We start from the raw sequence: 26,511 nt of genomic DNA, 5'->3' as shown, positions 1-26,511 counted from the left end.
GTAATTTTGATTGAAATCTGAAGTGAGAAAACGCGGATTAGTATACGCGGATGATTAAAATGTAATGCTGCGAAGCTTGCACCTGCCGGGAAGCAGCGCTGACGCGCCGCCTAACCTTACAGGTGTTTTTTGTCTCGCTTTGCATTGCTGCTTTATTGCTCCAGCAGGCGGGTAAGCTCACGGAAATCGGTGATCAGCACATCTGCTCCGTCAAGCTCTGCGGCACGCCCGTATGTCGCATAAGCGCAGCCGATCGTTTGCAGACCGTTGCCCTTACCCGCTTCTACATCCGATGAACGGTCGCCTACCATCCAGGCAGACTGAATGCCGTGATCCTCGAGCAGTCGCGCTACTAAATCAACCTTGGTTGATGTCGCATATTCGCCCGCGCTGTACAAACCGTCGAACAGCCCGTCAATCCCTCTGAAACGAGCAACGCCCTTCACGTAGTCCTCCAGCCCGTTGCTAGCTACGAACAGCTTCACTCCGCGCTCCTTCAGCTCGCGCAGCGTTTGCTCAACATAAGGGTAAAGCTCCCCTTCTCCGCTAACTAATCCCTCCAGCTCGTATTGGAGCAGCAATTCATCGGCACGCTTCCGCGCAGCCTCCGTGCTGTCTGGCATAACATGGCGCCAGATGTCTTCCAGCACCATCCCCAAGCAGCTGAGCAAACGCTCCACTGGCGGCGTTTCATGCTCGTAAAGCCTCTCCTCCCGAAGCGTCTCGAATACGCGGTGATGAACTGGCACCAGCAGCGTATCCGTTTCAAACAGCGTTCCATCCATATCAAATATTACAGCCTCCGGCTTGCTGAGCTTACGCTCGCCCATGATTAATCCCCCCCTTAAAGTCTGTTCTTATCATACTGGAATACGGGAAAGCACCGCAAGCTGGAAGACAGGCTTTCTGCGGATAAACGAATCTCTCTGAACATTCGCATATGGACGGTCAGCCCTCCGGCGGCGGATACAGCTTGGACTTACGGTACGGAGCAAATGCCGCAAGCAGACAAGCAGCAGCCTGCGTATGCTGATAGCAACGAAAGGAGTTGATTCCAGATGGGAAATGATCATTTAGTCATTACGCTGCTTGGCAGCGGCGGAGGGGTAGGCAAAGCCGTCCTCGCACTTTTTGAGCAGGTGCTGCAAGATGCTAAGGCTCCGCTGCACAAATCTCTAACGGACTGTACCATTCACTGCATTGACGCAAAACCGCTTCAACAAGATACCTTCACACCGTATTGTCCGCAGCTGGCCCGTCATCTTGTGCTTCATCAATTCGATTTGCAGGATACGGCCAGATTCAAGCGCCATTTGGCAAATACGGCTACCGCTCTCGTCATCGATGCTTCTTGGGCGGATACGTTGGCCATGCTTGATTGCTGCAATGAGCTTGCTGTCGCTTACGTGAATACTGCACTGGAAAGCGAGGAGGTAGACCGGCTTAATGAGCTGGAGGGGTTCACGCTAATCGAACGATATTCAAGATTCATTGCAGGCAGAAACAGCTTCACCAACCTGAAAGCCATCGTAGGGTCAGGCATGAACCCCGGGGTCGTACAGTGGTTTGCGCTCTCCCTTATGCAAGAGCAGCCGGACAAGCTCCCGCTCGCCTGCTATATTGTAGAAACGGATAGCAGCTTTTATGCCGACCGGTCACTTATGCAGCCGAAAACGGTATACAGCACCTGGTCGCCCGAATGTTTTTTGGATGAAGCGATTTTAAATTATCCGATGTACGTCAGTCACCATCAGGCTTTATTTCTGTATGAGGCCGTATATGCGCAGACATTCATTATCCGGCTAGGGGAACTCAGCTTCGAGGGCTGCCTTATGCCGCATGAGGAGGTGCTCTCCCTAGGCAAACGCTTTCCATTTGAGTCCGGCTTCATTTATAAGGTCAATGAGGTGACGACTGCGATTTTGCAAAACCACCTGGATGATGCGGATGAGCTGTGGGATTGGAATCATAAGCTTCTTGATCCCCGCGACGCGGAGCTTGAAGGCTCCGACCTGGTTGGCGTTCTTCTTGTGTACGACGATCACGAGCGCTATTTATACAATGTGATGGAAAACAAACAGATTTACGCGGCATATGGAACGAACGCTACTTATTTTCAAGTTGCGTGCGGCCTTTACGGCGGTATTTGCTCCTTGCTGCTGGGCGAGGTGCCAAACGGCGTTCATTGGGTAGACGAGCTTTCGGATGCGGGGATTAAAGCATATGGGGATTATATAGCCTACTTTATGAAGCCCCTCGTCCGGGGCACGAATGCCGGCTCCGACGGCTTGCTGCTGCAGCGGTTGCGTAAATAGAGAGGCCATGCACGGCTTGCTGGAGCAAGCCATTTCTCCCAGGCGGGGCTATCCGGCGGACCAAATGATCCGCCGTGCAGCCTCTTATTTTCGACTAAACAAAGAAGCAGGCAGCATCGCTATTCGCCCGAGCGTATAAGGCCCGAGATAGGCACCGCTTGCCAAAAAGAGCGGATTTTCAAATATGCGATGCACCTCTGTCATAAATACGGTGTTATTGGCAAGTGTTCCCACAACTGCATCTGCTGCTATTACAAAAAACAAAAAAGCTGCGGCGGCCGCGATACCGTCAAAAATACGGCTGGCCATACCGCTCATTCTGCTAATTAATCCGATTAGGGCTGCTCCGAATGCCAGCGCTGCGCCAATCATAATCATCATGCACCTTCACCTCTAGTGACAGGTTCGGTTATTTTTTAGATGCTTAAACCTCTATCCATTCAGGCGGACGATGTATATATTGAAAATTAGAAGCGGATATGTCACACTGTGTGTTGGGTATACGGACTAATTGCCCCCCTGCAGGAAAGGACGTGACGGTTCACGTATGACAAAATGGCTGCTTCGCTCCATGACAGAATTAAGCTCGCGCAAATGGATATCCAGCATAACCGGAAAATTCGCGCAATCGGCTGCCAGCCGCCCTTTTATTTCCCGTTTCGCTGCGGCATACAACATAAAAATAGCGGAGGCCGAGAAGCCTCTGACCGAATATAAAACGTTAAACGAGTTTTTCACCCGACGGTTAAAGCCCGGGCTTCGGGAAGTGCACGCAGGTGTAGACGCACTCGTCAGCCCCGTTGATGCCCTCATTACCGGCGCCGGACCGATAAGCAGCGGCACCATTGTCAATGTGAAGGGACAGGACTACACGATCGACGAACTCCTGAACCGTTCTCCGCGAACGGCTAATTATATGCACGGTTATTACATCGTCCTATATTTAAGTCCAACCGATTACCACCGCATCCACACGCCTGTCAGCGGGCGCATTGTGGAACGCGAGCATGTTGCGGGCCGGGTTTATCCGGTAAACGACTTCGGCCTCCGCCATATGCGCAGAGTTCTCAGCCGCAACGAGCGCCTCATTACCTATATGCAGCATCATGCAGGGGAAACGGCGGTCGTCAAGGTTGGCGCAATGAATGTGAGCAGCATTCAATACGTGCAGCCGCTTAAGGACGAAATGTCAAAAGGCGAGGAACTTGCCTATTTCGAGTTCGGCTCCACGGTAGTACTTCTGCTGGAGGACGGCAGCTTTAACCCCCGCGATAACGGCTTGCTTGGCATGAAGGTGCGAATGGGCGACCGTCTTGGATCGCTGATCAGCCGCTAAAGCGGGCGGACACAAGCTCATCACAAAATAACCCGAATCCCTTCATTGCTGAGGGATTCGGGTTATTTTGCGAGTACGCCTATCTTATCTCCGACGGGCTGCGGCCCGTATATTGCTTAAATTGCCGGCTGAAGAAAAAAATATCGCGGTAGCCGAGCGCATCCGCCACCTCTGTTACGTTCATGCCCGCATGCATTAGCAAATGCTGCGCCCGCTCAATTCTCGTGCGAATCATGTAGGTTTGTACCGACATCCCGATCAGATCTTTGAATTTCATCGAAAAATAACGGGGCGACAACTGCGCCCGCATCGCCAAATCCTCTACACGATGCGCGATGCTCGGGTTTTGCCGAACAAAGTTAGCCACCTCGTGAATGGCCTCCGTCAGCTGATTGCTGGCTTTCTTCTCGACCGGCAGCTGCTTGTCCTCCCTTAGCAAATGAATCATCAGCTGCTTAAGCACGAGCTGCGCTTCCTCCTCTGCCGCATAAGTCTGCACAAGAAACAGCCTTACGTAACGCGAAAGCATATATTCGAAGTCGACGGTATCATTCAGTTGCCTATACCGGTTCGGCACCGTATCCAATGCTTCGTTTACCGCAAAATGAATGTAGGATAATACGAGCGGACGCTGCGGGTTATGAGTGGCGCTAGTGTAATCGCCTGGACGAAACAGAAAGCAGCTTCCCGGTCCGACCTCATAAGGAGTACCGTTGACTTCAACCTCCCCTTCGCCGCTCCATACGTAAAATAAATCAAAATTGGCCATCGGCTTCTCGCGTCTCGCCCATCTCCAGCCCGGCTCGCATACGATTTTGGCAAACGCGGGTAACAGGATGAACGAATCAGGCGAAATGTGCAGCATAAGGCAACCTCCTGTGTAAATCTATGCCGTCATCATACAACAGCGGTAAACTTTTGTGCAAGCCGCCCTAAAGTTACGAAAAAATTTGATTTGAGAATGGTTTGGAGCTTAAAAAAAATGTTATAATAGCACCCGACAAGCGTAAACGGCTAACGCCTGATAATACAAATTTCAAATGAATGATTTCGGAAGGATGGAATAAAGTCCATGAACCCACTTGCTCAGCAGTTAAACGAGACGTTGAAATCGGAGAGTCCGAACGTCTATGCGATGTTGTCAACCTTAGGCAAAGCGATTTATTTCCCGAAGGAGGGCATACTTAGTCAGTCCGCCGAAGCGAAAACAAAAGCAACTAAATTTAACGCAACTATCGGTATTGCAACAGAAGGCGGACAGCCGATGCATCTCAAGGTCATCCAAGAGACGCTCTCTGCTTACAATCCTAAAGATATATATGAATACGCACCTCCTGCCGGTAAGCCGGAGCTTCGCGCAGCATGGCGCACGAAGATGATCAAAGATAACCCTTCCCTTGAGTTAAAGAGCTTCGGCAATCCGGTCGTTACGAATGCATTGACGCACGGCCTTAGCATTGTAGCCGACTTGTTCGCGGATGCAGGCGATGCTGTGATCATTCCAAATAAGAACTGGGAGAACTACGAGCTAACATTCGGTATCCGCCGCGGTGCCGAAATGGTAGAATACCCTCTCTACAACGATCAAACCCGCTTTAACAGCGCTGGTTTGCGCGAAGCTTTGCTTGCACAGAAGGATAAAGGAAAAGCGATTGTCGTTCTTAACTTCCCGAACAATCCGACAGGCTACACGCCAGGACCGCAGGAGGGCGATGAAATTATCGCTGCGATTCGCGATGCGGCGGAAGAAGGAGTCAATGTTGTAGTTGTAACCGACGACGCTTATTTCGGTTTGTTTTTCGAAGATTCCTTGCACGAGTCCCTGTTCTCTAAGCTTGCCGACCTTCACCCGCGCGTTCTTGCTGTAAAGGTAGACGGCGCAACGAAAGAAGAATACGTATGGGGCTTCCGCGTAGGCTTCATCACTTATGCTTCAACCTCATCAGCCGTCTTAAATGCGCTAGAGCAAAAAACGCTCGGTATCATTCGCGCTACCATTTCCAGCGGTCCGCATCCTTCGCAAACATTCGTATTGCGCGCTTTGACATCGCCTGAATTCGAAGGCCAAAAAGCGGAGAAATACGATATTATGAAGCGCCGCGCTAATCGCGTCAAATCATTGCTCGACAGCGGCCGATACGGCGATGTGTGGGAATATTACCCATTCAACTCCGGCTACTTTATGTGTCTGAAGCTGAGCAATGTAACGGCTGAGGCGGTACGCTCTCATTTGCTGAACCAATACGGCATCGGCACGATCGCTTTAGGCGAAACCGACCTTCGCGTCGCCTTCTCCTGCATCGAGGAAGACAACCTCGAAGAGCTGTTCGATACGATCTTCAAAGCTGTGAATGAATTGATCGCCCAAAAAGCATAACAGGCTGACTGCCGCGTTCCGGCAGCACTAGCATCAAAACATCAATAGCCCCCTAAGAGAAGCATGTCTTTAAGACAACCGCCGCTCCAAGGGGGTTATTTTTATATTCAGTCTTCATCCTCATCCATGATGATCTTCTTGCGAAGGCGTGCCGGCCGAATGGCGATGTACACGAGTGCCAAAGCTGCCGCTGCAAGCTCAGGAAGAACCACGCCCGAAAAGGCTAGCGGCAAAGCAGCAAATAACCACAGCAGCGCCGTGCACAACAGCATAGCCAACCGGTCTACCTTTAAATATTGCCAGGCCCGCTGCTTTTCAGGCATGGGATATACATGCTTCCAGACCGAGTGGCGATGGATATGCCGCAGGCCCCCTAATTGGACAGCGATTAATCCCATGAAAATGCCAAATACGAGAATACAGCCATAACCGGACAGCAATAGTGCATCTGCAAGCCAATATATGATCAGGCAGCCGAGCAAGAGCAGCCGGATAATAATGCCGCCCATCTCCGTTCTTAGCAGCGAAGCCGTGTACAGATACACAAATGTATTGCGGTTCGAGTAGGAGACCGTGCGAAGCACCCACGACAAATAAGGTCTTTTGGCGATGCTGGATGGAAGGGTCGGCACGTCGATGAATAGGCCAAAAAAAACGTAATAGCGCTTGCGCGTTCTTGCTTCTTCGTCAATCAGCCGCTCCCAAGGAAAACGGTGCCTGGCAGGAAGCCGGTAAAGCAAACCATATAAAACGCCGATGAGTAATGTAAATGCTGCAGCCTGCCAAACCGGACAATTAAGCCACACCGCGAGCGATAATGCTGTAGCTGTCCAGCGCAGCAGCCGCATTAGCCGTCTCATGCCGGGCCATGTCATCTGCCGCTCTTTCCACGCGCCCCATACATTGCCTGCCTTCAGAGCCGCTGCGGCGACAGCAAGCGCCCAGCCTCCGCTGAAGGCTGGACCTTGATTATAGATCGGCAGATAAAGAAGCAGCACAATTGCGGCGAGCAAAGTACAAGCAATCGTCGTATAACGAAACGAGAGGCGCAAATAACCGCTCATCTCCGCTTCGTGCGGCATCAAAAATACGGTATCGCCTGCGGCAAGCCAGGTTCGGAGCGGACTCCAGCAAAGAACCAGCGTCAATGCTATAACGCCGACAGTTGCAAAGGGAAAGCTGGCAGGCATATGGCGAATCAAGTTTATATAGCCAATAGCGGAAGAAATAATGATCAAGGACATAAAAGCCGGAAATCCGCTTTGCCCCATATAGCGAAAGTAAGGCATCGTTTCCTCGCGGAACGCCTTTGCCCGCCGATGCCACAACTTCTCGAGCGATTGATCCGGGGTCATGAGACATGGCCTCCAGTAACGAGCTTGTAGAAGGCATCCTCCAAGGAACCGCCGCGCATGTCCATCCCGGCTGCTTGCCTGACGTCCTCTAGCGTGCCTAAAGCGACAACTTTTCCATGATGCATGACGATAAACCGGTCGCAATAGGTTTCGACCGTGGACAAAATATGAGAGCTCATAAGAATGGCCGCCCCCTTACGCTTCACCTCAACCAGCCGCTCGAGCAAGGAGCGAATGCCGAGCGGGTCAAGCCCCAGAAACGGCTCATCGATAATGTACAGCGGCGGTTCTGCGAGCAGCGCATTCATAATCATAACCTTCTGCTTCATTCCTTTGGATAAGTGCGAGGCAAAAGCCTTTCGCTTCGGCATCATCTGAAACTGCTTCAGCAGCTCGTCTTCCCTTGTTTCATATTGGTTGTCTTGTACGCTGTAAGCCATCCCGGTTAAACGCAGATGCTCCTCCACCGTTAACTCATCGAACAGCACCGGCGTCTCCGGTACATATGCAAAAGCGCTGCGATAACGCTCCGTTTCTTCCTCCAGCGCAACGCCGTCGACCTTTACTTCCCCAGCCTGCGGCTTCATCAGTCCCAATATATGCTTGATTGTCGTACTCTTACCCGCGCCATTCAAACCGATAAGACCTACCATTTCGCCGGGCCTTACTTCAAAGGAGACATTATGCAGCACGGGTCTTCTCGGGCTATAGCCTCCGGTTAATTCATTCACCTGCAGTATAGGCTCCATCCTATCACCTTCAACATCCAATTTAGTTCTAGCTAGTAAACAGCATACCGAAAAATCCGCTTAAGATCAAAAAAAAAGCATCACCGCCAGGGGTGATGCTTCTTTCCTGTTTTTTATTTAATTTCAATCGATTTTGCCGTTCCGTTTTCGCCCTTGACCTGTACAAGTTGACCAGCCTTCAGCAGCGATGCATCCCCGGTAATCGCAACGTTTGCATCAACGTTATAAATATTAACAACTGTCTGCGAGTTATCGATACGCGAGATCGAAATCGTTGCAAGCTCCGCTTGCGAGTTGAAAGTAAGCGTATTAATGACGCCCTGCTCCGAGAAGGAAATGACAGCAGGAGCTGACTTCGTAACCTCAATGAAGACGATTTTGTTGAGGTATGTACGTACAAGCACCTCATCACCCGCACGCAGAGCGCTTAAAGGCGATTTCTTATCATCACGGAAAATGAATACGTTCGGATCAATCGTTAACGCAGCCTCCGTGTTATCCGCTTTTACCAACGTCAGCTTGTTATCCGCAGGTGCTGCTTTCAGCTTGCCTGTAATCGCTTGTGCATCCTGATCCGGCATTTCCGTATCGGTACGGTCTAGAAGCGCTGCGAGTTCTGCACGGGAAACCGGTTGGTTCGGACGGAACGTTTTGCCATGCTTATCATTATAACCCGTAATAATACCTTTCTTCAGAGCAAGCGCAACATAACCGACAGATCCTGCCGGGATCTCCTTCGCATCCTTAAAGTCCAGCTTCTCATTATTGAGAGCTTTAGCCTCGTCTTCCAATTTAAGCGCTTTAATAAGAAGTATCGTAGACCACAATCTTGTTGCTTTCACTTCCGGCTTCACTTCTGTTTCCGTTTCGGCGAACAGATCATTTTCCAATGCCACAGCTACGTAACCGACAGCCCATGGATATTTGCTTTCGATTTTTTTAGCGTCTTTGAACTGAAGGTCGGTGTTCATTTCTTCCGCCGATTCCGCTTGCTCACGAAGACCCATCAATCTAACCGCAGCAGTTAATGTCTCAATGCGGCTGATTTTTTGATGCGGTTTAAACGTTCCATCCTCATAGCCGGTAAATACACCCTTCGACGCCAGTCGCATAATGTATTCCATCGCCCATTTCAGGTCATCCTCATCCTCGAATTGCCACGTTATTTTATACTTATCATGAGCTTTATCGTCCTTATCCTCATGACGTCCTTTATCATCATCACGATCGCCTTCATACCCTTTACCACCATCTGCAAAAGCTGACGTCGCTCCTCCTGCAAGCATTAGCAGCGCAAGCGAAGAAACTGCTGTCTTTTTCCACATTGCTTGTTTCATTAAGAAAGCCACACTCCTTTTTCGATTGCGGGTTTTGCCGCATTATTGACCTACGCCCATACGTTTCGGGAGAGTCAGCTCGATTTAGGAGGGTGGCTATTAAAATAAATGTAGTTTATTGTTCCTTCTTGGCCTCGCGTTTAGCTTTCAACCATTTTGGAGCGCCCTTGTTTTTACCTTCTCGCTTGCGCTCCACCTTCTTAGGAGCAGGCTTTGGAGCGGGCTTTGAAGCAGGCTTTGCCTCTGGTCTCGGATCAGCCGACGCAATGCGCGCTTTATCCGCTTCCGGCTTCGCTTCCGCCGCTGGCCGCGGAGCATCTTTACGTTCGACCGGCCGCTTCGCCCGCGCTTCTTCCGAACGCTCCGTGAGCTTGGCCTCATGACGAGCCGCAAATGGACGTGACGCTTCCCTTAGCTCCTCCTCCGTAAGCAGCTTGCCTCTAAACATCGTTCGTTCCGTCAAATCAATGCCGAGCTGCTTCCGGAATTTCTCCATAATGAACAGCTCCTGCGGAGTCACGATCGATACGACCGTACCTGCCCGTCCCATCCGTCCGGTGCGGCCTGCTCTATGCACATAATGATCCGCGTCTGCCGCCGGATCAAGATGAATAACGAGCGTCAGTCCCTCGATATCGAGACCGCGAGCCGCAACGTCTGTCGCAAGCAGCAGCTGGCAGCGTCCATCGCGAAAGCGGGCTAACGTAGCTGCCCGGCGCTGCTTGTCCGCATCGCCATACAGAGCCTCGACGGTAAAGCCTTCATAGCTGAGCTTCGATTCCCAGTTCGATATGTTGTCGGTATCATTCAGGAAAAGCAGCGCAGATGCCGGGTTCAGCAGGCGGACAAGGCGCCTCGCCGTATCCGTCTTGTCCCGTTTATCGCTAACAATATAAAAGTTGTCGATCGTTTGCGATACGCGGTGCTCCGGCGTAATTTGGATGCGCTCCGGATTTTTCATCCACCGTCCTTCGAAACGAGCCATTTGATCGGGATACGTCGCGGAGAAGAACGCGATTTGCCGGCCTCGGCCCATACTATGCAAAATAATCTCGACTTCTTTCGTCGAGCCGAGCTGAAACACCTGATCCGCTTCATCAATAACGACGTTGTTGACGTCATTCAGCTTGAGCTTGCGCAGCTTCAGCAGCTCATGAATACGTCCCGGCGTTCCGATAACGAGCTGCGGCCGCAGCTTCAGCTTCTCGACCTGACGCTTCAGCGCCGCTCCTCCAATCAATTGCTGAACGCGTATGTTCAGCGGTTCCGAGTACGTTTCCGCAACGCGTACGATTTGCATCGCGAGCTCCTGCGTCGGAGCCAAAATAACCGCTTGTATCGCATTCGAATACGAATTCAACTTCTGAAGCAGCGGCAATAAATATGCGAGCGTCTTGCCGGTGCCCGTTTGCGACCTTGCTGACACGTCGCTGCCTCCAAGCAGAATCGGAATCGTCTCGGCCTGTACATCCGTTGGCTCTACAATTCCGTTAGCGGCGAGCTTATCCGCCAGCAGTTCATTAATACCAATCTCATTCCAAGTGTACTTACTCATTCTTTAATCCTCTCTCATTCCAACCTTTATTTTCGATTCAATAAGCCGCCGAACAGCCGGTCGACTGTTCGAGGCAGCAATTGATAAAGCTTTATACCCATAGAAGCTGTTTTCGGCAGGTCAAGCTCAGCCTTTCTCCGCTCGATCAATCGAATAATCCGTTTGACGACATATTCTGGCTTCATCATAAACCAACTGACATTTTTCACGTAAGAGCCTGAAGGATCAGCTTGCGAGAAAAAAGGAGTATCGATCGGACCCGGATTAACCGCAGACACCTGAATTCCCTGCCCGCTTAGCTCCATCCGAAGCGAATTGGTAAAACCGAGCACGGCATGCTTCGTAGCGGTGTAGCTGGTTGATTTCGCGGTGCCTATTTTCCCTGCCAAGGAAGCGATGTTAACGATATGCCCGCTTCCCTGCTTCACCATATGAGGAATGACAGCCTTCGTGCAGCGTACGACCCCCATGTAGTTCGTGTCCATCATTTGCTCAAAGTTTTCCACAGGCATGCTCATAAAATACTCGAATTGGCCGTAACCGGCATTATTCAACAATATATCTATTTTTCCGTATTTCGCAATGACAGCCTCCACCGTTTGCTTTACTTGTTCGTTATCCGTCACATCCATCTGATAGAACGAGCTTTTTCCCTTTATTGCAGCGGAAATCTCCTTCAGCTTCTCGATGCTGCGCCCGGTCAGCACAGGGATCGCCCCCCGTTCAGCCAGCCTTATTGCCGTTAACGCTCCGATTCCGCTTGATGCTCCGGAGATGAAAACCACTTTGCCATTTAACATCCAACATCACCCATTTACAAGTTTACTTGATTGGTATTACAGACGCAAAAAAAGCTCCCTAAGGAGCCATTTCTGTGCTAAGATGCGATTAAAACTTGGATGTCGAGTTCTCCGATGCCTTCCATAATGAGCGGGACTGTCAACGCCTTTTGTGTGGAAAAGCCTGCTGATTGAGCAGACTGGATAACCTTCGGAGGTGTAATATCTACCCTAACCCCTTGGTTAAACAGCATCGTACTGGCATTTCCGCTAATCATGTTGCCAAGCTCAGAAATAGCGCTCTTTACGATTTCGTCGATTTCAGAAATAACGTATCCGCCCATCATCGCAGAAACCATTTTCATAGCTACCTCTTCACTAAGCCCGAATACAATGTCACCGTTCATCTGTCCGTTGAGCCCTATTTGAATCCAGATGTAGTTCTCTACAAATTTAATATCTTTGAGACCCAGATTTCCTGTCTCAGGACGAATTTGTACGACTTGCTCAATTACGATTTTTGCAGATTCAAGAAACGGATTTATGTATTCAGCCTTCATTATGAAGATACGCTCCTTTTTGACAAAATTCGCGCTTTGTCTAATTTATTTTTTATTATACTTAATTCCCTAGGACAAGTATACTATTAAATAAATATATATACCAAAAGAACTAAATTCCCTTAACGAAAACTGTAGAATTATGTATATGCATGGAGGTGTCTCTTCAATGCCTAATGTGTGGGCTCATTTCATATTCGGACAGCTAGTGCTTGAAAAGCTTGGGGAAACGGGACTTATTCAATCCGGCGAACAAAAAAATATTTTTAATATGGGCTGCCAAGGGCCTGACTTTTTATTCTATCATCGCTTTTTCCCATGGCAGCGAAGTGTGGCTTTAAACCGTTTAGGCACCGAAATGCATAACCGAAATTGCGGTCCTGTGCTCGTAGAAATGCTGGATTGCGTTAATGGCCGGTCGGCATGCCCCAAACGTCCTGATCCCTCTATCCTATATACGCTTGGTTTTATCTTGCATCATATCCTTGACCGGAACCTGCATCCATACGTTTTTAGCAAGTCAGGATTTCGCAAATGGGACCATCAGCGATTTGAAATTATGATGGATACGATCATTGCAAGCGAACTGTGGGGAGTCGAAACGTGGAAGACCGCCGTTTGGAAGCATATTGATACGAAGGGCGCTTTTCCCCCCACGGTTGTAGACGCATTCGAATCGATTGCGGCAGCCTATTACCCGGAGCTGGCTCCGCTTATTCGCCGTGAGGATTGGAATCAAGCAAACCGCGATTTTGCGGCTGCGCAGCGTTTGTTCCATGATCCGGCAGGGATACGCCGAAAGCTTACCTTCGGACAAATTGAGCCCTTTGTGTACAAGCGGGAAGCGCTGCCTTTTGATGTATTAAACCTGGCCGGGCAGCCTTGGCTTGACCCGGTAGACGGCAGCACCTATCATCATGAAAGCGTATGGACATTATGGGAGCAAGCCATAACCGACGCCACCCAAGTCATTAGCGCTGTTCTCACCTGGTTACGGGCTCATGAGGGTCCCCAGTATACGAAGGAGGATCGCATTCTTGTAAGGCAGCTGCGGGAAGAAGCTATCTCCTTCATAGGCAACCGTTCCTATGAAACCGGTCTCGATTGCGACTCCGGTGATGCGATACGCTTTGCGGAAACGGTATGGGCCGACCAGCCCGGTATAACGAGGGTTCCTTAGACACCACACAATATAATTCATTAAAAGAAATGCTCCTTAATTAGTATGCTTACTAATGAGAAGCATTTTTTTTCATTTCCTAGCGATATGAAGTTTGACGCTTCGACTTGTCTATTATTTTATTATTTGTAAATTTTCATAATATATAGATGACAAGGAGAGTTGTCCCCTCATGCAAACCCATTTTCTTTTTATGAGAAAATAGGTCAGCTCTTAGTTATAAGCAGTGACATTTTCCATTTTTTTTCATAAAGTATTGCATGTCCAATAAAGGGAATGAGGGGTGGAAATTGACATCTATAAAAAACGGAAACATTGTCGTAAATGGTAGCGAAATTCAAGTGTATGACGATTCACAAATCCAAACCCTGCTTGATCATATTTATGATTCTGCAACTGCAAAAATAAAACCATCTGCACTGCCAGCTGGTTTTGAAGGACCTCCGGGACCGACTGGTCCGCAGGGGTTGACTGGTCCGATTGGCCCGCAAGGCCTGACAGGGCCCGCTGGACCGCAAGGCCAAAAAGGAGATAACGGATTACAAGGCCCTGTAGGGCCGGCAGGTCCATCAGGCAACGCAGTGCCTGGAATAACCTATATTATCGAAACTGGCAGATGGGGCATTACAACCGGCATACCTGTGAAACCGTATGTAAATGAAGATTACACACGGGCGGACACGAATATCCAAGGATTCAATAATGCCATTCAATGGGCGGTTGAGAACGGATACAGCAACATCATTTTACCGAAAGGAACTTATCCTATCTGTTATCCGCGAACGATTATGATTACTCAAAGCAACATTACAGTAGACTTTAATGGTTCGACATTAAAGGTAATCTACGATTCGGACCGCAAATCTCCTTTTGATACTAGAACGGGTGTAACGGATTTTTACAACTTCCCCGGCAAATTTTCGAATAGCCAGGATGGCGTCAGCATCAAACTGCAGGGAGTAACCAACACGCATATTAAAAATCTGGTACTTATCGGGTGCAAGGACGACCGCAGCTTCAACACTGCAGCGGAAGCGGCCATTGAATGGACCTATGGTATTCAGGTCATTAGAGGCTCCTCATTTAGTTCGGTTCGGAATTGCAAAGTAAGCAGCTACATGGGGGACGGGATTTCCTTTGACAGCACATCCTTTCATGAATACGCTGAGTTCGGTTTAGGCCTTACGGTCAACGACATCGATAGGATGACAGGCACACTTATTGCGGCTGCTGGAAAAACTCTCGTCACGCAAATGCTTAACCTGGCAACGACTGAGTATGACAGCTTCTTGATCGCCGGCACCGGGTATTCTCGCCAAACGGCAATTAACTCAAAGGAAGTTGACGTATTTTATTATGCCGCTGATAACACTTATCTCGGACGTTACGAGTACAAAAAAATTTATACGCCAATTTCAATTCCTCCAGGTGCCAAAAAATTCAGATTTTTGTTCAACAATGAAACGGTAACGACAAAAAATATGCAAATAACACTCAAATTCGGGTTATCTCCTCACCATAATATCATCGAATATTGCGAGGTATATAACATTCACCGCGGAGGTATTACGCTTGGCGGAAACTACAACGTTATTCAGAACTGTATCCTTCATGACGGCACCGGCATGCTGGACAGGAAGCCGCTCTTCACTGATCCAACCCGCTACGGCATTAATCAAGAGGATTCGTACGGCGATAACTGTATCATACGGAATAACCTCTTGTATAACCTGTGGCACGGTATATTAGCCGGATGTTACACGCTCGAAATTCACAATAACCACTTTTACAACCTCGGCGGTATCGGCATTAATTTATATTCTCTACATGCAGCTAATGTCAAGGAGAACTATTTGTACCGGTGCCAAACTGGAATTGGTTTGATGACCGCACATCTTCAAAATGCCCACGTAAATATAGAGAACAATACCATCGCTTTTACAAACAATACGGGTCTGTCCGGTGCGGGTTATGATGTTTATTTCCATCGAAACACGATCATAGATCCAGGTATCTTCTCTATGCCAGACGATGACAAATTCATATGCCAGAATAATCATTTCCAATGGACGGAAAGCTATTCGGGCGTTCCAACCATAACAGTTAATCGTGTTGTGGATTGTACGTTCGAAGGACTAGCAATACAAAGGGATATTTATTTCAGGGTATATGAGATCAACAATACAGTCATGACCAATATGAATTTGCGGATTGAAACCAGGAATCAGAAAACTGTTGCGGAGAAGGTAATCTTTACGGACTGCCGTTTTAGGAAATGTCTCCTGAATAATCACGTTTTTGCTACCAAGCAGCGGACTGCGATCTTTAATAAATGTAAATTATCAGATTCGGTAGTGAAGATTGGGAATATTAATACGCTGGGAGAGTCGCCAATTACTAAGCTTTCAAACTGCGAATTTCTCGTTTCGACAAACGCCTATCTCTTTCAAACTGAGTTTAATACCGGGTATGGATGGATAGAAGCAGACCAGTGCCGCATTAAAATTTCGAATAGCGGTTTCCTCTATTTTCTTACAAACATATTCGGTGTGACTGGTACGAATAGTTTATATCTAAAAAATACTGAGATCGTTTACACTGGAGCAGGGCGTCTATCATTGGCGTATTATAATACCACTAATAAAAAAGCCGTTAAAATCTTTTCCTCCGCAAAAAACGTGTTCACGAATATCAATCTCCCAACAGGAGAAGTTGGTATTTATATCGATTATGATCCTAGCGAAGAAGGCATGGCATCACCGTCTTCGGGGCATTGGTTCCGTAATCAGACTTACGGCAACGCTGCGCTTGTCGCTGGCGGATATGTTGGTTGGATATGTATAGTCTCCGGAATAGCTAATAAAGTGACTTGGGCAGCATCCGTCACAACAGTTAAAGGCGACCAAATTAACTCGGCCGGACATGTATATGAGGTGATTGTCGCTGGAACGACAGGCGGATTCTCACCAATCTGGCCGACAACATCGGGAGCAACGGTTACGGACGGCACAGTAACGTGGCAGGAAGTCGGCAATCTGGCCGTATTCAAAACCTACGGCCAGATTTCACAATAAAGATCCGGCATTTTTATGAGCACCCTTTATGGGTGCTTTTTTTGTCTAAACCGCTTTGCTTATGAGGCTTCTTCGAAAACGCAGCCTTATAAGCCGCAGCCGCTCATATAACACATCAACCGGTTTATCGAGCTGGGAAGCTTCCGATGTGCCGTATACCTGCTGCAGCACAGGCTTTAAATATTTATCGCCTACCTGTGAAAGAGCTTCCCAGACGAGCTGCTGCTCATCTTCAGGCACCTCATTCAGCTCTCTCCTAATAAGCGATTCAAAATCATAACCCTCCCGCTCCAGCTGCTCGATCCGGTCCATCAGCTCACGTCTTGACAGCTCCAGCTCGGCCCCGAGCTGCTCAAGCGTGCCGCCCTGCTGCACCGTCGTCAATATATGCTTTTTGGCCAGCTGACGGTCCATCAATGCTTTATATTTCGTTTCCTTTTGTTTATACAACCACTGCGTATACGCCGCCGAATCAAGTTTTTCCTCAACCCATTGCAGCGGAAATTCCGATTCACGGCTGGCCTCTCCCGTTATCTCCAGCACTTCCAGCCCATAGGAGGCATGCTTGGCACTGCCCCAGCCAGGTATTTGAGTCAGCTCTTCCGCCGTCTTCGGTACGAAAGCGCTAATCATCCAAAGCATCCGGTTGGTAGCAATAAGATAAGCCGAGCGCTTCTCTGCAATCGCCTTAGTTCGACGCCATTCGCGCAGCGATTGAAAAAGCTCCTGATTGGCATGAAGCTCGCCGTAACATTGCAGCATCATCACGAAGCTGCCAGCTGATGCTCGGCGATCATCCAGCATGCCGTCAATGATCGGTGCATAACCTTCCCCCATCACCCTTGCAATCCCGTGCCGAAAGGCCACGATCATTTCTTCCCACGATGTGCCTTCGAACCAGGTTTGCGGATCTCCGCCAGCCTCCTCGCCCACCACCCACATGACTGCCCATACGCCCTGACTCTCGCAAATAGACAGTTGGGCGCTCTCGAAATGTTGACCCTCACTTGGCTTCTCGAACGTGTTCAAAAATACGATTTGCATGATTGCCTCAATCCTCCAATAAATAGATGTATTCGCGAATGTATTGAACGGCAGGGCGACAGTCCGGACGGCAGACCGGAAAGCCGGAAACAAAAAAAAGCACCTCCTTTGCCTAAGGCAAAGGAGGTGCTTCCTCACTCACGTTCAATGATTCGATTGCTTTCATGCTATCATAATGATTTCTTTATTACAAGCATTTTATTGTTGTATAATGATTGTATTAATGGAGTGGAGGCTATACAACATGCTGCTGCCTGATTTTGATTTTATGTCCGATTCAACGGAAGAAACTTCAACAAGATACGTGACGTTTATCGGTCCTAGCTTGAAGCGCTTTGACCTTGCCATTACGTCCACTAGCCGTTTTTATGGCAAGAAGCTGGTTACCGACCTGCAGTCTGGCAAAACAGCGATTATCGGTCCTGATGACTTGGAAGAAGAAGGATATCTTGAATATACGTATAAGCTTACGGAGGAAGAAGCTGCCGAGCTCGTTCAATTCTTATACTTTGTTGTAGGTACGGTGCATTTTACCGATTAATCGGGGTACACTGAAATGGTAGTACATTACCATTTCAGGAGGAGTTTGCTGATGGACCCTTTTACTCATGAGAATCGCCAGCCGTATACAGATGTATCGACAGTAGAATCGCAGCGCAACGACCTCATTCCGGAGGAGTTCCCGGATGGCCCGTATGGCTCTGACCTGCGGATGGAATCTAAAGGCAAGAGCACACCATGGAGAATTGACCAGCGGTCACTGAGCCCCTTCAGCTATGAGAATCGCGCGCTTCATGCGGGATTGTCGCGCGACTATCCCGGAGAAGACGAGTACGGCCAACCATTTCCTGAAGTACATGACGAACCGTAAACACACAAAGCCCTTGCAGACACTCAGTAATACGTGCCAGCAAGGGCTTTTTTCTAACGCCGCGTATTCGTTTGATTCTCAATATGGCGTTTGCAAAGAGCAATTAGTATACTTTTTCAAAAAGTCTACGCTTGCCTTGAGCGCTTCCGTCAAGTGGAGCGTCGCTCCCTCATAAGGATGCAGCACGCCAAATACGTGGTCGGCTCCTTCGATCGTAACATAGGTTTGATCCGGACTTGCTTCCTTAAGCTTTGCATTTACCGCAAGCAAACGCTCATTGTCGCGGCTGCCCTGTACAATTAGAGCCGGCTGCTTCAACGCTCGGAAATGAGCAAGCACATCAAACCGTTCTTTATTCTCTTCCGCATCCTCCGCCACCAGCTGCTGAAGCGGCGTCGCATCTGACTGGCCCGCTCCCCGCGCCGACGTTGAGCCGCCGTTCCATACAACGACGGCTTGCACAGCTTCAGGCTGCTCCGCTGCCGTAATGAGGCTGCGGCTTCCCGCTCTGCTATGCCCGATTAACGCTATTCGATTGACATCAGCTTCCGTGCTGAGCGGCAGCAGCTTTTGCTTCACATGCTGGAGAATAACGTCAATATCAACGAGCTCCTGAGAAACGGTACTTGCTTGGGCAACGATTTCCTCGGCTTTGCCGGCTTCCTTAGCCGTTACGCGCGAGAAGTCAAAGCTGACTGCAAAAAAACCGTTCTCGGCTAAGCTGTCGGTTACTTGTGGCCAAAATGCCCAATCCTGAAATCCTCTATAGCCGTGCGCAACCACCACAACAGGCTTATCTTTTCTATCTTCCAATGTCTTCACTCTACCTCGCAGAATAAGCTGTTCATTTAAACGAATCTCAAAAGGCTGTGACACAATCGTTTTCTCGGACATTTCAACCACTCTCCAAATTTCTTATATTTTGAAAAAAAAAGGAGGCGTTCCTTTGTTAAAAGGACACCTCCGTTTTTACGGTCGCATGCAAAGCATTTAAAATTAGTTTATAGCGTAAAATAACTTCGCACTTGAAATTCATTAAAATCGCATAAGATTACTTGGTAATGATAGAATAATATCATTGCGATATAGGTTTGTCAACGTAAAAGCAGCAATTTTGGATACGCCTTATTTATGCTTCCGTTAACTGAAAGCTTGGCTTCACATTGTTAAAATCAGCATTTTCGCCGCTCACCATCAAGCCCATGCCCCAATCAAAATGAACCTTTTCCGTCGGAATGTCCGCTGCGTCGCGGTATTGGAACAGAATATTCCTGCGCGTTCTTTCGCTTCGGTTCACATCCGAGCCGTGAATCGTCAAGTAATTGAAAAAAAGCACGTCTCCTGCTTTAGCAGGGCAAGGCGTTCCAGAGGAGATCGGATGCTCCTTATGATTAAGATAATGCTTGCCGACATGCGGCAGCGGTCCTTGCAAATGAGAGCCCGGAATAACGGCTAAGCAGCCGTTCTCTTCGTCCGCATCATCTAAATGAACACTTGCTGCCAGCATGGAGTGGTTAAGATGCGGGAAGTACGGGTAATCTTGATGCATCGGAAATGCAGCGCCGTTTGCTGGCGGCTTCACGAGCATTTTCGAATGATGGAGCTGTACGTTCGGACCGATAATCCCGTTAAGCACCGCTACCATTTTCGGATGAACGACTGCCCGGGTGAACGCTGCGTCATGATAATGCACATCATGGAAGCCCTTCAGCACAAGCTTCTTAAGCTGCTCAGGCGGCAGGAAATCGCCTTGCCAGGCTTGATTCTGATCGGCCTGAGCCTGCGCCGCCCGCTGGATGATCCGCTCAACCGCCGCTCTCATCTCCAGCACCTCTTCCTCATTAAACACGCCTCTAACAAGCAAGTAGCCATTTTCTTTATAAAATTCCACATCTTCATTGACGATCATGTTCATTCTCCTTATCATATAATTAGTTTGAATATGGCTTAATTATAGACAGGATATAGAGTTCGCGTATTTACCCGCTAATGACATCTTTTTGCAATATTACGCCATAGGAGTTGATGGTCCATATGTACAATTGGCCAAAAAGCGAAGATCGCTTGGATCGATATGCACGCTTGCTGCAAGGTGAGAGCCTTATTATTCATGTTTATTACTGGGGTGTTGTACAGAAGCTTCCCGCGAACGCCGTTCATAAGCATTCTTTTTTCGAAATGTGCTACGTGGCTGGCGGGACTGGTATTTATGAGGAGGGTAACGTCGCTTATCCGCTTTATGAAGGAGTTTTGTTCTGCTCGCGGCCGGGCATTCACCATCAAATTCGAGACGTGGACCGTTTGGATTTACTGTACGTCGCCTTTGAGCTGGATGAGAAGCATTCGATGCCGGATGAATACGAAATCTACAACAATGCCTTGAATAGAGGCACGATATGGATGGAGAACCAGCAGCATTCCCCGACAGTTCAAATATGGCGTTCCCTGCTTATCCCAAGCGACGAATGTTTCGCCGTGCCGATTTCTTTGCTGCAGCCGCTCGCGCATGCCTTGATCCTTACCTTTCCCACTATACTTGGAGGGAAGAACCAAAGCATGGAAACCATTTTGCCCGTTTCGAATTCTACTATTCTTATTAATCGGGCCAAGCTGTACATCCGCGATAATTTGGGAGCTGCCTTGAATCTATCGGATGTTGCCCGTTACATCAACGTTTCGGAACGCCATCTCTCCAGACTTTTCTCCCAAAGCGTACACGAGTCCTTCACTATGCTTGTCAGGAACGAACGGATCCGCGCAGCAGAACAGCAGCTGTCGCAGACATCGACGCCGATAAAGATAATCGCTGAGCGCTGCGGCTTCTCGTCGGTTCATTATTTCTCCCGCACTTTTACTGATGCAAAAGGCATTCCTCCGGCCGCCTTCCGGAAGGCAAGCCGCAGAGATACCGTATTCGAATAGCTATGCCTTCCAGCTCATAGATCATGAACCGTTAATTCGCTTCTAACCATAAACCGTGCATTAACGCCCGCTTGACCGATACCTTTCGAGATATAGAAAACGCCGTTCTTTTCCGTGTGCAGCCCTTTGTATATCCCATTTGCGGCTAGAGGCCCCTTAGGCTTTAACACATAAAAGAACGGCACGTTCAGCTGCTTTCCATGCAGATGGCCGGCCATCAAATAATCGTATGGACGTTTAATTTGCAGAAGCACGTTTGGATCATGAGTAATAATGACAATAGGCTTCGAATCATCTACCAGACGAAAGGCGGGCCCGATATTACTGTGACCCGTCCCAAAATCGTCAATTCCAACTAAATGGAAATGCTCCAGCTGCACAGAATCGTTACGCAGAATCTTTATGCCGTAAACTTGAAATAAGTCAAGAAGTCTTTGTAATCGAGGCAGCTCATAATCATGATTACCTAAAACAGCATAAACAGGAACGCCGCATTCAGTTATCACTTTAAAATAGTGAGCGGCGCGCGGCAAATAGCTTTCCTTGTACGTATAATCTCCGGTCAAAAAAATATAATCCGGATTATTTGCTTTAATGACCTTTCGGATCCGCTTTGCGCTGACTCGCAGCCTGTCAACGTGTAGATCGCTAATTTGCAAAATGCGCTTATTAATGCCGATTGGCTTGTTAATCCACTCAAGCTTCAGCCATTGCGTCGGGAAAATGAAAAATATATAGATGAGAATCAAGCTGCCGACAATGATAAGGTAAATCAAACTCCCCCTCCTCTTTCATCCTGCATTTGAACATACATTATGACTTAGTATATTCAATAGAAAAGCAATTCTCAACAGAAGGCCTCTAGCTGACGTTTTTGTAAACGGTTTCATAATTATGCTCCGCACCTCTGACAACCCGAAAAGAAATATAAAAAAATTAACCTGTTGACAACGAAACAATGAAGATGGTAACCTAGTCTCAAGTTCTTTATAAAGAACAAAGACACAAAACAACGAATGCTCGCGCAGCAGATTAAATCCGCAAAACACGAACATTTCACTTTGTAAATCAAGCATATTTTAAAAATACATCAATGTTCTTAACAAAGAACATTGCTAGGTAATAGAATCATTTTTTCCAAACGTGCTTCTGCGAATGACAGGGGGATACAATGAGCGCAATCGTCGGTATTTATCATTTCAATTATGAACCTATTCAGCCTGAGCTTGGCATGGAGCTCATGCAAGCTCTGCAGCGCTATCCCGCCGATTATGTTCACGCTTGGCATCATGAAGGAGTTTTCTTTGGATGCCATGCGCAGTGGATTACTCCCGAGTCAATAAACGAACAACTGCCCTACTATGATTATGCGAGCGGACTTGCCATTACCGCAGATGCCATCATCGATAACCGGCCTGAATTGTTCGAAAAACTGCAAGTACGATTGTCAGAACGAAAAGATATGACTGATAGCAGTCTAATCCTGCTTGCCTATCAGAAATGGGGAAAGGATGCTCCCAAGCATTTAATCGGAGACTTCGCTTTCGTCATTTGGGATCAACAAAACCGCTCATTGTTTGGCGCGAGAGATTTCTCCGGCAGCCGCACGCTCTACTATGCTCGAACGAAAGAGCAGTTTGCATTCTCTACGACCATCCAACCGCTCTTTTCTATACCTGGATTGAATAAACAATTAAATGAACAATGGATGTCCGAGTTTCTGGCCATTCCCATCACAACCGAAGCCGTTGATCTATATACTACCGTGTACAAACATATCGGACAGATCCCTCCGGCCCATACGATTTCGGTCGCAGACGGCGATGTGAAATTTTCGAGATATTGCACGATAGGTAATGAAGAAAAATTAAAACTCAAATCCAATGAGGAATACGAAGAAGCGTTCCGGGATGTATTTCAGACAGCAGTCTCTTCACGGCTTCGTACGCATCGCCAGGTTGGAGCTAACTTAAGCGGAGGCCTGGATTCCGGTTCGGTTGTCAGCTTTGCGGCAAAAACGCTGCGCGGGGAAAATAAACGATTACATACGTTCAGCTATGTGCCGCTCGATGATTTTCAAGATTGGACGCCAAAGAGCCGAATAGCGAACGAACGGGAAAATATTCAATCTACGGTTAAACATGTAGGCAATATTAATGATCAATATTTTAACTTCCCTGATATGAATCCACTTTCTGAGGTGGACGATTGGCTCGACATCATGGAGACACCCTATAAATTTTTCGAAAACTCCTTTTGGTTAAAGGGCATCTATCAGCAAGCCCATCAGGCGGACGTCGGCATACTCCTTACAGGAAGCCGCGGGAACTGGACCGTCTCGTGGGGGCCTGCCTTAGATTACCAGGCCAGCTTGCTTAGAAGATTTAAATGGTTCAAGTTTTACAATGAATTAAAGCTTTACAGCAAAGTTTTGGGTATTAATAAATCACGTGTATTCCCGATTGTCAGAAATAAGGCATTTCCACAACTTGCACAGTTGTTATCGTCAAACAATAAACCAGACATACCTTCTCTCATTAACCCTGAATTTGCCAAACAAACAAACGTTTATGAGAGACTGCAGGAGCATGGGTACGATTTCTGGGGCAATTCTTTACAAAACGCATATGAGGTAAGAAAACAGCAATTCGAACAGCTATATTATTGGAATATAACCGGCACAGTCGGGTGTAAGCAATCCTTGCGTTATTCGCTTTGGGAACGTGATGCCACCAACGATTTGCGAGTCATCCGCTTTTGTTTATCGGTACCCGAGGAACAATTCGTCCAAAACGGTCTCGATCGGTCGCTCATTCGCAGGTCAACAAAAAATTATTTACCGGACAATATTAGACTTAATCAAAAAGTACGCGGGATACAAGGAGCCGATGGTATTCATCGGATGGTTCCTTCCTGGAACACCCTCATCAGCGAACTTCAACAGGTTATTGAAGACCCGGTTAGCTCCAGGTATCTCAATATAAAGGAATTAACTAACGCCCTATCGATATTTCGAAAAGAGCCGCGTCCGGAGCTAGTCTTCGACACACATTTTCGACTATTGATGCGCAGCCTCATTTTCCACCGCTTTATGAAAAAATACGCTTGAAAGGAGGTGATAAAATGCAAAATCAAGAGAAAAAAGCATGGCAACAACCTGTATTGGAAGTGCTTAACGTGAATATGACTATGGCGGGTCCTGGTGTACATCTTCCTGACGCTGTTCAGCCAGACCCAACAGAAGTTATTCACTACAGCTAGTCTTTAATCAACATTCTTTCATACTTAGAATCCAGATGCCCCTATACATAGAAGTATAGGGGCACCTACCCCAAATATCGCACCACGATCTGGAGTGATAATTATGTTTAAGACCGAAAACAAAAACAGCTATTATTCTTTTGGTTTGCGGATCGAAAGTTATATTCCACTGCCTGAACTGCCTCGTACGGATGAACATGCCGACCTTACTATTGGAACCGTCAATGTGACGAAGAACGAACTTTCTTCCTATTGGCATGATTGTGCCCCATCAAACGAATATTTCGCAATAAAAGACGATCAAGTATTCATTCGAGTGCCCGATACCGCCATATTTTGCATTTATAATGGAGATTCCATTACCGTTTCTCCTTATGAAGGATCTGACGAAGATAAACTTCGCCTATACATACTCGGCACCTGCATGGGAATTATTTTGCTGCAGAAAAAAATTCTTCCGCTGCATGGAAGCGCGATTGCTATTAATGGAAAGGCCTATGCCATTTTAGGAGTATCCGGTGCCGGCAAATCAACGCTCGCTTCGATTCTGCTGGAACAAGGCTATCAATTATTGAGTGATGATTTAATTCCGGTAACATTTAATCAAGATCATATTCCCATCGTTATGCCTTCCTATCCTCAACAAAAAATGTGGCAAGAGACCATCGATCATCTTGGTATGAGCTCATCGAATTTCCAACCGCTGTTTGATAGAGAAACGAAATTCGCGGTACCTGTCACTTCCAGATTCTGCAGCCATCCTTTACCTTTAGCAGGCGTCTTTGAACTCGTAAAAACGGAATCAAACGCAAACGTAGAGCCCATCGAAGGACTTGTAAGGTTCCAAACGTTGCTTCGACATACATTCCGCAGCTTTCTAATCGAACGTTTAGCGCTAATGGAGTGGCACTTCAACACTCTTGCAAAGTTCGTCAAACAGGTCGATATGTATCAGCTGCAAAGGCCATCTTCCGGCTTTAGTGCTCATGAATTGGCTAACTACTTACTAAATACGATCCCCAAGGAGGAAAAATTGAATGATTAACGAGGAAACGATTGCTTTATCGGATTTCGTTACAGCTTCTGAGCAAAATATTGTTAGTGATATGGGTGGCGAGAAGGTTATGCTTAGCGTCCGTAATGGAAACTATTATAATCTCGGAACGGTCGGCGGACGAATTTGGGATTGTTTAGAAAGTCCAATATCTGTTAAACAAGTTATAGAGCAATTATTGTCGGAGTATGATGCTGAACGAGAGGAATGTGAACGTCATGTTATTTCCTTTCTGGAACATTTGCGGAAAGAAGGTCTGATTCTTGTTAATCAAGAAAATCCGATTACTATTCAAACTTAATAGACAAACCATCCTCTTGTTCGGCGAAACTTATATTTTCTTGGGATGGGCACGTATCCTCATGTTCTGGCCATTTGCTAAAATCGCGCCTACACTAGGCGTAAAAACCGAAGAAACCCCCATTACGCACATAACAACGGATATTACTAAACTAAAGCACATTTCTCATGCGATAGATATTATCAGCCGTTATACGTTTTGGGACAGCAAATGCCTGGTTAAAGCAATCGCAGGCATGAAAATGCTTGAAAGACGGCGGATCGAATGTACCCTTTACTTAGGCACGGCCAAGGATGACAACGGAAAATTAATTGCACATGCGTGGCTGCGCAGCGGCCCCATTTATCTTACGGGCGCGGATGTCATGAACCGATTTATTGTTGTTGAGAAATTCGCAAAAAAGGCAAGTTGATTAATTGTGTATACTGCTGCGGTTGGTAT

Annotated in this window: 27 protein-coding genes; 13 read left to right on the top strand and 14 right to left on the bottom strand. The window is 47.7% G+C overall.

Features of this window, described 5'->3' with window-relative positions; all coding sequences use genetic code 11:
- Nucleotides 1-152: 152 nt before the first annotated feature.
- Together AC0YNZ_RS11310 and AC0YNZ_RS11305 are read right to left on the bottom strand one after the other, a co-directional pair.
- Nucleotides 153-830 (bottom strand): HAD family hydrolase, encoded by a 678-nt coding sequence (locus tag AC0YNZ_RS11310; protein ID WP_475826699.1) that lies wholly within the window; start codon nucleotides 828-830, stop codon nucleotides 153-155.
- Nucleotides 831-860: 30 nt separating this feature from the next.
- Complete coding sequence (locus AC0YNZ_RS11305) at nucleotides 861-1,073, bottom strand: hypothetical protein (RefSeq protein ID WP_475826698.1); 213 nt, start codon at nucleotides 1,071-1,073, stop codon at nucleotides 861-863.
- On the opposite strand from AC0YNZ_RS11305, the gene AC0YNZ_RS11300 reads away from it, so the two are divergent.
- Entirely contained in the window at nucleotides 1,059-2,315 is a 1,257-nt protein-coding gene (locus tag AC0YNZ_RS11300) for a Rossmann-fold NAD(P)-binding domain-containing protein (protein WP_475826697.1), read from the top strand. The genes AC0YNZ_RS11305 and AC0YNZ_RS11300 overlap by 15 nt on opposite strands.
- Nucleotides 2,316-2,399: 84 nt before the next feature.
- Here the strand turns inward: AC0YNZ_RS11300 and AC0YNZ_RS11295 are convergent, their stop codons facing one another.
- Nucleotides 2,400-2,696, bottom strand: a complete 297-nt coding sequence (locus AC0YNZ_RS11295) for a transposase (RefSeq protein ID WP_475826696.1) — start codon at nucleotides 2,694-2,696, stop codon at nucleotides 2,400-2,402.
- A 166-nt stretch (nucleotides 2,697-2,862) separates the two neighbouring features.
- On the opposite strand from AC0YNZ_RS11295, the gene asd reads away from it, so the two are divergent.
- The gene (gene asd / locus AC0YNZ_RS11290) at nucleotides 2,863-3,651 is read left to right on the top strand and encodes an archaetidylserine decarboxylase (protein ID WP_475826695.1); all 789 of its coding nucleotides are present in this window, start codon (nucleotides 2,863-2,865) and stop codon (nucleotides 3,649-3,651) included.
- Nucleotides 3,652-3,730: 79 nt separating this feature from the next.
- Here the strand turns inward: asd and AC0YNZ_RS11285 are convergent, their stop codons facing one another.
- Nucleotides 3,731-4,516 (bottom strand): helix-turn-helix domain-containing protein, encoded by a 786-nt coding sequence (locus tag AC0YNZ_RS11285; RefSeq protein WP_110772151.1) that lies wholly within the window; start codon nucleotides 4,514-4,516, stop codon nucleotides 3,731-3,733.
- Between the two features lie 207 nt (nucleotides 4,517-4,723).
- Between AC0YNZ_RS11285 and AC0YNZ_RS11280 the strand changes: the two genes are divergently transcribed.
- Nucleotides 4,724-6,028 (top strand): aminotransferase class I/II-fold pyridoxal phosphate-dependent enzyme, encoded by a 1,305-nt coding sequence (locus AC0YNZ_RS11280; protein ID WP_475826694.1) that lies wholly within the window; start codon nucleotides 4,724-4,726, stop codon nucleotides 6,026-6,028.
- 107 nt (nucleotides 6,029-6,135) lie between these two features.
- Here AC0YNZ_RS11280 and AC0YNZ_RS11275 read toward each other — a convergent pair whose 3' ends face one another.
- The 6 genes from AC0YNZ_RS11275 to AC0YNZ_RS11250 form a co-directional block, all read right to left on the bottom strand.
- Nucleotides 6,136-7,383 (bottom strand): ABC transporter permease, encoded by a 1,248-nt coding sequence (locus AC0YNZ_RS11275; RefSeq protein WP_475826693.1) that lies wholly within the window; start codon nucleotides 7,381-7,383, stop codon nucleotides 6,136-6,138.
- Nucleotides 7,380-8,132 (bottom strand): ABC transporter ATP-binding protein, encoded by a 753-nt coding sequence (locus AC0YNZ_RS11270; protein WP_475826692.1) that lies wholly within the window; start codon nucleotides 8,130-8,132, stop codon nucleotides 7,380-7,382. Before AC0YNZ_RS11270 ends, AC0YNZ_RS11275 begins: the two co-directional genes overlap by 4 nt.
- Before the next feature lie 113 nt (nucleotides 8,133-8,245).
- On the bottom strand, nucleotides 8,246-9,469 hold the full coding sequence (locus AC0YNZ_RS11265) for an S-layer homology domain-containing protein (RefSeq protein ID WP_475826691.1): 1,224 nt from the start codon (nucleotides 9,467-9,469) through the stop codon (nucleotides 8,246-8,248).
- 115 nt (nucleotides 9,470-9,584) lie between these two features.
- Entirely contained in the window at nucleotides 9,585-11,024 is a 1,440-nt protein-coding gene (locus AC0YNZ_RS11260) for a DEAD/DEAH box helicase (protein ID WP_475826690.1), read from the bottom strand.
- Between the two features lie 26 nt (nucleotides 11,025-11,050).
- Nucleotides 11,051-11,824 (bottom strand): SDR family NAD(P)-dependent oxidoreductase, encoded by a 774-nt coding sequence (locus tag AC0YNZ_RS11255; protein ID WP_475826689.1) that lies wholly within the window; start codon nucleotides 11,822-11,824, stop codon nucleotides 11,051-11,053.
- Between the two features lie 77 nt (nucleotides 11,825-11,901).
- Complete coding sequence (locus AC0YNZ_RS11250; protein WP_475826688.1) at nucleotides 11,902-12,363, bottom strand: chemotaxis protein CheX; 462 nt, start codon at nucleotides 12,361-12,363, stop codon at nucleotides 11,902-11,904.
- A 169-nt stretch (nucleotides 12,364-12,532) separates the two neighbouring features.
- Between AC0YNZ_RS11250 and AC0YNZ_RS11245 the strand changes: the two genes are divergently transcribed.
- The gene (locus tag AC0YNZ_RS11245) at nucleotides 12,533-13,543 is read left to right on the top strand and encodes a zinc dependent phospholipase C family protein (RefSeq protein ID WP_475826687.1); all 1,011 of its coding nucleotides are present in this window, start codon (nucleotides 12,533-12,535) and stop codon (nucleotides 13,541-13,543) included.
- Between the two features lie 290 nt (nucleotides 13,544-13,833).
- Nucleotides 13,834-16,617: a right-handed parallel beta-helix repeat-containing protein gene (locus AC0YNZ_RS11240; RefSeq protein ID WP_475826686.1), complete on the top strand. Its 2,784-nt coding sequence runs from the start codon at nucleotides 13,834-13,836 to the stop codon at nucleotides 16,615-16,617.
- Between the two features lie 45 nt (nucleotides 16,618-16,662).
- On the opposite strand, the gene AC0YNZ_RS11235 is transcribed toward AC0YNZ_RS11240, so the two are convergent.
- Nucleotides 16,663-17,754 carry an HRDC domain-containing protein gene (locus AC0YNZ_RS11235; RefSeq protein ID WP_475826685.1) on the bottom strand — a complete coding sequence of 364 codons (1,092 nt, stop codon included), beginning with the start codon at nucleotides 17,752-17,754 and terminating at the stop codon, nucleotides 16,663-16,665.
- A 151-nt stretch (nucleotides 17,755-17,905) separates the two neighbouring features.
- Between AC0YNZ_RS11235 and AC0YNZ_RS11230 the strand changes: the two genes are divergently transcribed.
- Together AC0YNZ_RS11230 and AC0YNZ_RS11225 are read left to right on the top strand one after the other, a co-directional pair.
- Nucleotides 17,906-18,202: a DUF3055 domain-containing protein gene (locus AC0YNZ_RS11230; protein ID WP_475826684.1), complete on the top strand. Its 297-nt coding sequence runs from the start codon at nucleotides 17,906-17,908 to the stop codon at nucleotides 18,200-18,202.
- A 51-nt stretch (nucleotides 18,203-18,253) separates the two neighbouring features.
- Nucleotides 18,254-18,532 carry a hypothetical protein gene (locus tag AC0YNZ_RS11225; RefSeq protein WP_475826683.1) on the top strand — a complete coding sequence of 93 codons (279 nt, stop codon included), beginning with the start codon at nucleotides 18,254-18,256 and terminating at the stop codon, nucleotides 18,530-18,532.
- Nucleotides 18,533-18,610: 78 nt separating this feature from the next.
- On the opposite strand, the gene AC0YNZ_RS11220 is transcribed toward AC0YNZ_RS11225, so the two are convergent.
- Nucleotides 18,611-19,426 (bottom strand): alpha/beta hydrolase family protein, encoded by an 816-nt coding sequence (locus AC0YNZ_RS11220; RefSeq protein WP_475826682.1) that lies wholly within the window; start codon nucleotides 19,424-19,426, stop codon nucleotides 18,611-18,613.
- A 235-nt stretch (nucleotides 19,427-19,661) separates the two neighbouring features.
- The gene (locus AC0YNZ_RS11215) at nucleotides 19,662-20,441 is read right to left on the bottom strand and encodes a phytanoyl-CoA dioxygenase family protein (protein WP_110772163.1); all 780 of its coding nucleotides are present in this window, start codon (nucleotides 20,439-20,441) and stop codon (nucleotides 19,662-19,664) included.
- A gap of 125 nt (nucleotides 20,442-20,566) precedes the next feature.
- On the opposite strand from AC0YNZ_RS11215, the gene AC0YNZ_RS11210 reads away from it, so the two are divergent.
- Entirely contained in the window at nucleotides 20,567-21,454 is an 888-nt protein-coding gene (locus tag AC0YNZ_RS11210; protein ID WP_475826681.1) for a helix-turn-helix domain-containing protein, read from the top strand.
- 14 nt (nucleotides 21,455-21,468) lie between these two features.
- On the opposite strand, the gene AC0YNZ_RS11205 is transcribed toward AC0YNZ_RS11210, so the two are convergent.
- Entirely contained in the window at nucleotides 21,469-22,230 is a 762-nt protein-coding gene (locus AC0YNZ_RS11205; RefSeq protein WP_475826680.1) for a metallophosphoesterase, read from the bottom strand.
- Between the two features lie 395 nt (nucleotides 22,231-22,625).
- Here AC0YNZ_RS11205 and AC0YNZ_RS11200 point away from each other — a divergent pair, with 395 nt between their 5' ends.
- The 5 genes from AC0YNZ_RS11200 (at nucleotide 22,626) to AC0YNZ_RS11180 (ending at nucleotide 26,482) form a co-directional block, all read left to right on the top strand.
- Complete coding sequence (locus tag AC0YNZ_RS11200; RefSeq protein ID WP_475826679.1) at nucleotides 22,626-24,563, top strand: asparagine synthase-related protein; 1,938 nt, start codon at nucleotides 22,626-22,628, stop codon at nucleotides 24,561-24,563.
- Nucleotides 24,564-24,577: 14 nt separating this feature from the next.
- Entirely contained in the window at nucleotides 24,578-24,715 is a 138-nt protein-coding gene (locus AC0YNZ_RS11195; RefSeq protein ID WP_475826678.1) for a paeninodin family lasso peptide, read from the top strand.
- A 103-nt stretch (nucleotides 24,716-24,818) separates the two neighbouring features.
- Nucleotides 24,819-25,760, top strand: a complete 942-nt coding sequence (locus AC0YNZ_RS11190) for an aldolase (protein ID WP_475826677.1) — start codon at nucleotides 24,819-24,821, stop codon at nucleotides 25,758-25,760.
- Nucleotides 25,753-26,070, top strand: coding sequence for a lasso peptide biosynthesis PqqD family chaperone (locus AC0YNZ_RS11185; RefSeq protein WP_475826676.1), 318 nt, complete (start codon nucleotides 25,753-25,755; stop codon nucleotides 26,068-26,070). Before AC0YNZ_RS11190 ends, AC0YNZ_RS11185 begins: the two co-directional genes overlap by 8 nt.
- Nucleotides 26,033-26,482, top strand: a complete 450-nt coding sequence (locus AC0YNZ_RS11180) for a lasso peptide biosynthesis B2 protein (protein WP_475826675.1) — start codon at nucleotides 26,033-26,035, stop codon at nucleotides 26,480-26,482. The genes AC0YNZ_RS11185 and AC0YNZ_RS11180 overlap by 38 nt, the downstream gene beginning before the upstream one ends.
- Nucleotides 26,483-26,511: the final 29 nt, after the last annotated feature.

It is taken from the genome of Paenibacillus sp. J2L1-98 (assembly GCF_056269405.1).
Note: the sequence above shows the minus strand (reverse complement) of the source record. Positions and strands in the feature narration are given on the sequence as shown.

What these genes read in the sequence shown, in the direction of transcription:
- AC0YNZ_RS11310 (WP_475826699.1), bottom strand. Translation starts at nt 830, where the DNA reads ATGGGCGAGCGTAAGCTCAGCAAGCCGGAGGCTGTAATATTTGATATG.
- AC0YNZ_RS11300 (WP_475826697.1), top strand. Translation starts at nt 1,059, where the DNA reads ATGGGAAATGATCATTTAGTCATTACGCTGCTTGGCAGCGGCGGAGGG.
- AC0YNZ_RS11305 (WP_475826698.1), bottom strand. Translation starts at nt 1,073, where the DNA reads ATGATCATTTCCCATCTGGAATCAACTCCTTTCGTTGCTATCAGCATA.
- AC0YNZ_RS11295 (WP_475826696.1), bottom strand. Translation starts at nt 2,696, where the DNA reads ATGATGATTATGATTGGCGCAGCGCTGGCATTCGGAGCAGCCCTAATC.
- asd (WP_475826695.1), top strand. Translation starts at nt 2,863, where the DNA reads ATGACAAAATGGCTGCTTCGCTCCATGACAGAATTAAGCTCGCGCAAA.
- AC0YNZ_RS11285 (WP_110772151.1), bottom strand. Translation starts at nt 4,516, where the DNA reads ATGCTGCACATTTCGCCTGATTCGTTCATCCTGTTACCCGCGTTTGCC.
- AC0YNZ_RS11280 (WP_475826694.1), top strand. Translation starts at nt 4,724, where the DNA reads ATGAACCCACTTGCTCAGCAGTTAAACGAGACGTTGAAATCGGAGAGT.
- AC0YNZ_RS11275 (WP_475826693.1), bottom strand. Translation starts at nt 7,383, where the DNA reads ATGACCCCGGATCAATCGCTCGAGAAGTTGTGGCATCGGCGGGCAAAG.
- AC0YNZ_RS11270 (WP_475826692.1), bottom strand. Translation starts at nt 8,132, where the DNA reads ATGGAGCCTATACTGCAGGTGAATGAATTAACCGGAGGCTATAGCCCG.
- AC0YNZ_RS11265 (WP_475826691.1), bottom strand. Translation starts at nt 9,469, where the DNA reads ATGAAACAAGCAATGTGGAAAAAGACAGCAGTTTCTTCGCTTGCGCTG.
- AC0YNZ_RS11260 (WP_475826690.1), bottom strand. Translation starts at nt 11,024, where the DNA reads ATGAGTAAGTACACTTGGAATGAGATTGGTATTAATGAACTGCTGGCG.
- AC0YNZ_RS11255 (WP_475826689.1), bottom strand. Translation starts at nt 11,824, where the DNA reads ATGTTAAATGGCAAAGTGGTTTTCATCTCCGGAGCATCAAGCGGAATC.
- AC0YNZ_RS11250 (WP_475826688.1), bottom strand. Translation starts at nt 12,363, where the DNA reads ATGAAGGCTGAATACATAAATCCGTTTCTTGAATCTGCAAAAATCGTA.
- AC0YNZ_RS11245 (WP_475826687.1), top strand. Translation starts at nt 12,533, where the DNA reads ATGCCTAATGTGTGGGCTCATTTCATATTCGGACAGCTAGTGCTTGAA.
- AC0YNZ_RS11230 (WP_475826684.1), top strand. Translation starts at nt 17,906, where the DNA reads ATGCTGCTGCCTGATTTTGATTTTATGTCCGATTCAACGGAAGAAACT.
- AC0YNZ_RS11225 (WP_475826683.1), top strand. Translation starts at nt 18,254, where the DNA reads ATGGACCCTTTTACTCATGAGAATCGCCAGCCGTATACAGATGTATCG.
- AC0YNZ_RS11220 (WP_475826682.1), bottom strand. Translation starts at nt 19,426, where the DNA reads ATGTCCGAGAAAACGATTGTGTCACAGCCTTTTGAGATTCGTTTAAAT.
- AC0YNZ_RS11215 (WP_110772163.1), bottom strand. Translation starts at nt 20,441, where the DNA reads ATGATCGTCAATGAAGATGTGGAATTTTATAAAGAAAATGGCTACTTG.
- AC0YNZ_RS11210 (WP_475826681.1), top strand. Translation starts at nt 20,567, where the DNA reads ATGTACAATTGGCCAAAAAGCGAAGATCGCTTGGATCGATATGCACGC.
- AC0YNZ_RS11200 (WP_475826679.1), top strand. Translation starts at nt 22,626, where the DNA reads ATGAGCGCAATCGTCGGTATTTATCATTTCAATTATGAACCTATTCAG.
- AC0YNZ_RS11195 (WP_475826678.1), top strand. Translation starts at nt 24,578, where the DNA reads ATGCAAAATCAAGAGAAAAAAGCATGGCAACAACCTGTATTGGAAGTG.
- AC0YNZ_RS11190 (WP_475826677.1), top strand. Translation starts at nt 24,819, where the DNA reads ATGTTTAAGACCGAAAACAAAAACAGCTATTATTCTTTTGGTTTGCGG.
- AC0YNZ_RS11185 (WP_475826676.1), top strand. Translation starts at nt 25,753, where the DNA reads ATGATTAACGAGGAAACGATTGCTTTATCGGATTTCGTTACAGCTTCT.